5 protein-coding genes and 1 pseudogene are annotated in these 6458 nt (G+C 45.2%); 2 read left to right on the top strand and 4 right to left on the bottom strand.

Features of this window, described 5'->3' with window-relative positions:
• Positions 1-209 precede the first annotated feature (209 nt).
• The 4 genes and pseudogenes from K5Q99_RS16495 to nadC form a co-directional block, all read right to left on the bottom strand.
• Positions 210-626: pseudogene (locus K5Q99_RS16495) on the bottom strand (type II secretion system F family protein); the annotation flags it as partial.
• A gap of 53 nt (positions 627-679) precedes the next feature.
• On the bottom strand, positions 680-2389 hold the full coding sequence (pilB, locus tag K5Q99_RS16490; RefSeq protein WP_220777465.1) for a type IV-A pilus assembly ATPase PilB: 1710 nt from the start codon (positions 2387-2389) through the stop codon (positions 680-682).
• Between the two features lie 75 nt (positions 2390-2464).
• A complete protein-coding gene (locus K5Q99_RS22745; protein ID WP_281422446.1) occupies positions 2465-2830 on the bottom strand; it encodes a prepilin-type N-terminal cleavage/methylation domain-containing protein in 366 nt (121 codons plus the stop codon).
• A gap of 728 nt (positions 2831-3558) precedes the next feature.
• Complete coding sequence (nadC, locus tag K5Q99_RS16480) at positions 3559-4440, bottom strand: carboxylating nicotinate-nucleotide diphosphorylase (protein ID WP_220777464.1); 882 nt, start codon at positions 4438-4440, stop codon at positions 3559-3561.
• A gap of 280 nt (positions 4441-4720) precedes the next feature.
• Between nadC and ampD the strand changes: the two genes are divergently transcribed.
• Positions 4721-5284: a 1,6-anhydro-N-acetylmuramyl-L-alanine amidase AmpD gene (gene ampD, locus K5Q99_RS16475; protein WP_220777463.1), complete on the top strand. Its 564-nt coding sequence runs from the start codon at positions 4721-4723 to the stop codon at positions 5282-5284.
• Positions 5285-5353: 69 nt separating this feature from the next.
• Complete coding sequence (gene ampE / locus K5Q99_RS16470) at positions 5354-6205, top strand: beta-lactamase regulator AmpE (RefSeq protein WP_115333756.1); 852 nt, start codon at positions 5354-5356, stop codon at positions 6203-6205.
• The last annotated feature ends 253 nt before the right edge of the window (positions 6206-6458 follow it).

The following is a 6458-nucleotide window of genomic DNA, read 5'->3' as shown; positions in this document are numbered from 1 at the left end:
TCAATCAGTGCCTTAGAGGCCAGCATCAAGCTGTTTAATCGTTTTAGGTGAAGTTCTGGGCAGTATTGGTGTAAAGAATGTTGTAGGATATTGGCTTCGCGCATCTTGTTGTCCAAGTGTAGTTTTTGGCGAAACCATTTGATCATGCAACAAGATGCGCTTCCACCCTAATTTGATGATTTATTTGTAAATCATCAGGGGATTCTTCAGCGCATAGCATCGGATAAGGGAATACCCGATTGAATTTCGCCAAGGATATTTCCTAATAGCTCTCGCATTTTAGCTTTTTCGTGACCACGGCCGAGTAGCTCAATAGTTGTCACTAAAGGTACACCCGCCGCGAGCATAGTCGCAACTTGGCGGGTCATCATGGCAATATCCATAGGGGTGATTTTCGGATCGCCTAACTTAAATAGCGCAGAGGACTGCTTACGAACGCTCTTAGGGTTCACTCCTTGGGATTTAAGCTGGCTACGAATTTCGGCTGCGGTTGCACCTCTAAGCTCTCCTGCCGTTTTTTTACCGTCGCGATTTACGCCTTTCCATTCGAAGGTATAGATTTTGGGCTGGCTTTTTTGCTCGTTTTTTTTGCCGCGAGACTTTCTTACTGTTGTTGCCGTAGCCATAAATAATCTCTGTTAGGTTGTAAAAGCAGGGCGCTCTTTGTAGTGCTCTACTCTTAAAAACTGGTTACGCGATTGACTTCTGCAATACTAGTTACGCCATGAATTACTTTCAATAATCCTGACTGACGTAAATCACGCATCCCTTGCGCCTTAGCTTGGGAGGCGATTTGTAAGGAGTTACCGCCTTCCATGATAGTACGCGCTATTTCATCGGACATCTTCATCACTTCGTAAATACCAACCCGGCCTTTGTAGCCTGCAGAGCAATGTTCGCAGCCAACAGGTTTAAAGGTGATAAAGCCTTGAGTAATTTGTGTTTGGTCAAAACCTAGGCGCAGTAATTCATGCTCTGGGATTACTTCTGCTTGCTTACATTCGGGGCAGAGGCGACGCGCTAAGCGTTGGGCAATAATCAGATTCACTGAACTAGCGATGTTGTAGCCAGGAACCCCCATGTTGATTAAACGGGTTAAGGTTTCGGCAGCCGAGTTAGTGTGTAAGGTCGATAAGACTAAGTGACCCGTTTGCGCCGCTTTAATGGCTATCTCGGCGGTTTCCAGATCGCGGATTTCACCTACCATCACTACATCTGGGTCTTGGCGTAAGAACGAACGCAGTGCTGAGGCGAAGGTGAGGCCTGCCTTTAAATTAATGTGAACTTGGTTCACGCCTTCGAGGTTAATCTCCACCGGATCTTCGGCGGTAGAAATATTACGCTCTTCGGTATTGAGAATATTTAACCCTGTGTAAAGGGAGACTGTCTTACCTGAACCCGTTGGGCCCGTTACTAAAATCATCCCTTGGGGTTTTGCTAGCATCTCAAGGTAGAGCTTTTCTTGATCTGGCTCGTAGCCGAGCTTTTCAATGCCTAATTGTGCGGAGGATGAGTCTAAAATCCGCATTACAATCTTTTCACCCCACAGGGTCGGCAAGGTGCTAACCCGAAAGTCGATAGACTTAGTGCGGGACAGTTTCATCTTAATTCGACCATCCTGTGGCACGCGGCGTTCGGCGATATCAAGCTTCGACATTACTTTTAGCCGCGCCGATAAACGACCTGCGAGGCTAATAGGTGGCTCAGAGACTTCGTGGAGAATACCATCTATACGGAAACGAATACGGTAGCGTTTCTCATAGGGTTCAAAGTGTAAATCCGACGCGCCCTTACGGATGGCATCTGTCAATATTTTATTGATATAGATAACAATAGGCGCATCGTCGCTAGCTTCGCCTGCGGACTCCTCATTACGTCTGTCGGTATCAGTAATTTCTATCGCTGCCAGCGCTGCTTCGTCCATACCGCCTAAATCGATACCGCTGATATCTTCTTCGAGAATTTTCTCTAGCGCTTTAGCGAGCTTATCTTCCTCCACTAGAATCGCTTCGGCGTGCAGGCCTGCACTAAACTGAAAATCTTCGAGGGCGGCAATATTGGTCGGATCAGATGTGCCTATATAGAGGCGATTCCCACGTTTGAATAAGGGTAAGCAGCGGTGCTTTTCAATGAGTTTTTTATTGAGAAAATCCTCAGGAATGGAAGCAAGATCAAACTCATTGAGATCGAGTAGTGGTGTACCGTATTCTTCGTAGCAAAGTTCGGCAATAGCGCGAGCAGAAACCAGTTTACTCTGTACTAAAGTAGTAACAAGGGCGTGTTTATTTTGACGGGATTTTGTGATGGCATTTGCCATCTGCTCTTCATTTAGTAGACCTTTTCGGATAAACAGGGTCGATAACCCCAAATGCAGGCCTGTAGATGGCATTTTTCTTGATTTCTCTAACTTTGGCTAATAAAGTCATCGCCCCATAACTGACGGGGCGACTATTATTTATTACTCTTAATTAATGGGTACTGATTGAGTTGCCACGCCTGGTGATTTTGGTGTGCCTATAACAGGAGTACCAAATGCAGGTGCTGTATCACCTGAAAAACTAGCACATGCGCCACCAGTTGGTGCTGCAGGTTTGTCTGCTGCAACAGAACCATTGTGGAGCCATACTGTCGCGGCGGTCACAAATGCTTTCGTTTCAGCTAGACATGCCTTTTCTGCTGCTTTAACTGTATATTCTTTATACGCTGGTAATGCAATTGCTGCCAAAATACCGATAATGGCGACTACGATCATTAGTTCGATCAGGGTAAAGCCCTGAGCTTTTTTATTTAATGCTTTGTTTAATCTTTTGTTTAAATGCATGGCCTTCATTTTTCTCTCCAGCTAACTATTTAGTGACTTGCTATGGTTGCAGTAAGGGTTGAATAGAGTGTTTAACCTAATCACTGTTCTACCCTATAAATTATTTTGTTCCGTTAAACTCTTTTACTCATTTATGTCAATAAAATCATTTATATGATCTATGTAACATTAACAGTACACCGATGATCTTGAATGACCCATGTGTAATGACTCATGCTGATTTATTCAAAGTCACGTTCATTTTACGAAGCTAATGATTTTTTGAATAAATCCTTTCGGTAACCGCACCTTAGGCTAATGTCCCTCAAAATGTGCTCCTCAAACGCAAATTAGAGTGCTTTGACAAACATTCCAGTGCTGACCTTAGGTGAGGTTGACCAAACGGCCATCTCGCCTGTGTAAAAGTTAGTACAAAGTTAAGATAAAGGAAACAGAAATAAAGTATAAAGTACTAATAAAGTGTCGTTTTGTATAAAAAACTGACTTATTGGCATGTTAGGTTATAACAAACTTTTGACATTATCAGTTTGACTGGCACTTAAACTGGCCGAGTCAAATTGCTGGCATGTTAGCGTGATGAATCTGGGGTTGATGGTGATGGTGCGCGTGTATAGTAACAGGCATAACTTAGAGGCTAGCCTAGTGGCACTCAGAAGAAATGTATCGCTTTATAATAGGTTGAAAGTGAAACGTTCTGTGCTTTCAGCGAACGTTTCACCCTCTAATGAGCGAGTGCTTTAAGCTTTCAATCTAAGCGATAAGTCTAGGGCGCGAACATGCTTAGTGAGTGCACCAACTGAGATATAGTCGACACCAGTTTTGGCGAATTCGGCTAGAGTGTTTAAGGTGACATTACCAGAGACTTCGAGCTTAGCGCCGGCGCCTTTAGCTTTATATTGATTATTCATCTCCACGGCTTCGACCATCATAGTGATATCAAAGTTATCTAACATGATTATATCTGTGCCAGAGTCGAGTGCTAAGGCGAGTTCTTCGAGTGATTCCACTTCTACTTCAACGGGTTTATTCGGGTACAAGCTGCGGGCGGTATCTACGGCTTGGCGAATACCACCACAGGCCATAATGTGGTTTTCCTTAATCAAAAATGCATCATATAAGCCAATGCGGTGGTTTTTGCCGCCGCCGCAGGTGACGGCATATTTCTGGGCCGTGCGCAGACCTGGAATGGTTTTGCGAGTATCTAATAGGCGAGTGTGCGTGCCCACTAGTTTATCGACATAATGCTTAGTTAAGGTCGCAACGCCAGACAGGGTTTGGATGAAATTCATTGCCGTGCGTTCGCCAGTGAGAATAGCGCGCGCTGGTCCCGAGAGTTCACACAGTAACTGGTTGGGTAATACCAAATCGCCATCATCGACATGCCAATGCAGTGCGACTTCCCCACCGAGTTGATTAAAAACCTGCTCTGCCCATGCTTTGCCGCAAAAAACGCCTTCTTCACGGGTGATTAAAGTGGCTTCAGCGTACTTATCGGCGGGGATCAACATGGCAGTGATATCGCCATAGGCTATGGCTTTAGTGTGTTCGTTGATTTCGATGCCGCCTAAGTCTTCACTGAGGGCGGATTTTACTGATTGGCGAATATCGTTTTCTAACATGAGCGGGGTCCTTGCGTTCTTTAATTACTGACGACCTACTTGCATCTTAGGTTAAGATTACCACGGCCTTAGGTCTCACGGAACAGCGTGGAGGTTGTGCTGCAGGACTTAGCCTATGGCTTATTTATGTTGGGAGTGAATGGCTTGCTTTATGATCTCAATGTTAAAAGCTCAATGTTAAAAAGATGATGAAGTCAGTTCCGTGTGCCGGGTTTCTTCTTTGCTTGGCTGAATACTGTTAGAGTAACCCAGTTTATGTGGCATAGAGGATAAGCTCATCATGCGGTTTGATTCAGGTTGGTGTGATAGTGCGAGGCGTTGTGAGTCGCCACATTTTAATCAACGTCCCTTGAATGAAGTGAGTTTGTTAGTGATCCACAATATTAGTCTGCCCGCAGGCTGCTTTGGATTACCCTATATTGATCAATTATTTCAAGGGTGCTTAGATACCAATGTCGATGCCAGTTTTGCACCGCTGCAGGGCTTGCAAGTCTCGGCGCACTTTTTGATCCGCCGTAATGGCGAGAGTGTGCAGTACGTGAGTTGTAACGACAGGGCTTGGCACGCAGGGCTTTCTCGTCATGGCGAGAGGGAAAATTGTAATGATTTTTCCATTGGTATTGAGCTTGAAGGCACGGATACTGAGCCTTACACGCCTGAGCAATATCAGTCACTGGTAGCGTTGACGCATGCACTGTTGGCTGAGTATCCATCGCTGAGTACCGAACGAATTGTGGGGCATTGTGATATTGCGCCAATGCGCAAAACAGACCCAGGGCAAAGTTTTGATTGGGAACGATATTTAGGGAAGCTAAAGGAATATACTCAGGCGTTGCGCTCTTAGGTGTTTGGATGTTAGACGTATTTCACACCAACCTAGACTATTTATGGACAAATTATAGAGGTACAGCCCATGGCATTATTTTCACTCTTGGTCGCCATTTTAGTGGAGCGACTTAAATTTCTTCCTTCATCATGGCAATTTGATCGTTTATTGCAATCCTACCAAACAACGTTTTTTGGTGATAAAGCCTCACTGACGAGCGTTATGATGGCGCTGGCGTTAGTGTTGCCAGCCCTGTTGGTGTATGTGTTGTCTTGGTTAGTGGCGGGGATGTTTTGGGGCTTATTAAGTTTAGCGCTATGGATTGTCGTGGCGGTGGTTTGTTTTAACCATCAGAAACAGCGTGATATTTTCAAGAAATATATGCAAGCGGCTTGTCGTTCTGACGTCCAAGCTTGTTACCATTATGCCGCTGAGCTTGATTGTAGCGAGTGTTTGGATGCGGTTTCCGAGAAAGACCTTGGTGCCAAAGTGGGTCAAAGTGTCGCTTGGATTAACTATCGTTATTATGGCGCCGTGGCTTTGTTCTTCATTTTTCTGGGGCCAGTCGGTGCTGTGTTGTATTGCACTGTGCGTTTCTATGCCGAAGAAAATGCCCGTAAATCCCTTGAGCTGCCCTTAGTCAATGAAGTGATTAGTGTATTGGATTGGTTGCCTAGTCGCATCTTTGCCTTTGGATATGCGTTAAGTGGCCAATTTAGCGAAGGGTTAGCTGCGTGGCGCCATCATGGTTTGACCCTAAATGCCAGTGCTCGCACTGTGGTTGCTGAGACGGCTTTGGCAGCGCAACCTTTACCTGAGGTTGCAAGTGCACCTATATGTGTACAGTCAACCTTGGCATTATTAGTACTGAGTAAACGCAACTTTACACTTATCGTCGCGGTACTGTCACTGCTGACCATTTTTGGGTTGGTGAGTTAAAAGAAGGATGCTTCGCAGCGAGAACGCTTCGCTGCTAGGGCGTCGCCGTGCTCTTTCTAGAATCTAGAATCTATCCGCTGCGCTTTTGCAGCGCCTAGTAGGGCGAAGCCCGTGCTTTTGTCAAATGGTCTGACCCCATAGACATTTTTTTCCGCTATGCTCTCTCTTCGTGAGTGCTTTCGATCGAGATCGCTTTTTAGGAATGATCTTCAATCTGGACATCAAAACGCTGATTTGATAAAGTGCGCTCACT

Source organism: Shewanella hafniensis, from assembly GCF_019655335.1.
Taxonomy (GTDB): Bacteria; Pseudomonadota; Gammaproteobacteria; order Enterobacterales; family Shewanellaceae; genus Shewanella; species Shewanella hafniensis.
The sequence above is the reverse complement of the archived record's forward strand: the minus strand, read 5'-3'. Positions and strand labels throughout refer to the sequence as shown.

What these genes read in the sequence shown, in the direction of transcription:
- ampD (WP_220777463.1), top strand. Translation starts at nt 4,721, where the DNA reads ATGCGGTTTGATTCAGGTTGGTGTGATAGTGCGAGGCGTTGTGAGTCG.
- pilB (WP_220777465.1), bottom strand. Translation starts at nt 2,389, where the DNA reads ATGCCATCTACAGGCCTGCATTTGGGGTTATCGACCCTGTTTATCCGA.
- nadC (WP_220777464.1), bottom strand. Translation starts at nt 4,440, where the DNA reads ATGTTAGAAAACGATATTCGCCAATCAGTAAAATCCGCCCTCAGTGAA.
- K5Q99_RS22745 (WP_281422446.1), bottom strand. Translation starts at nt 2,830, where the DNA reads ATGAAGGCCATGCATTTAAACAAAAGATTAAACAAAGCATTAAATAAA.
- ampE (WP_115333756.1), top strand. Translation starts at nt 5,354, where the DNA reads ATGGCATTATTTTCACTCTTGGTCGCCATTTTAGTGGAGCGACTTAAA.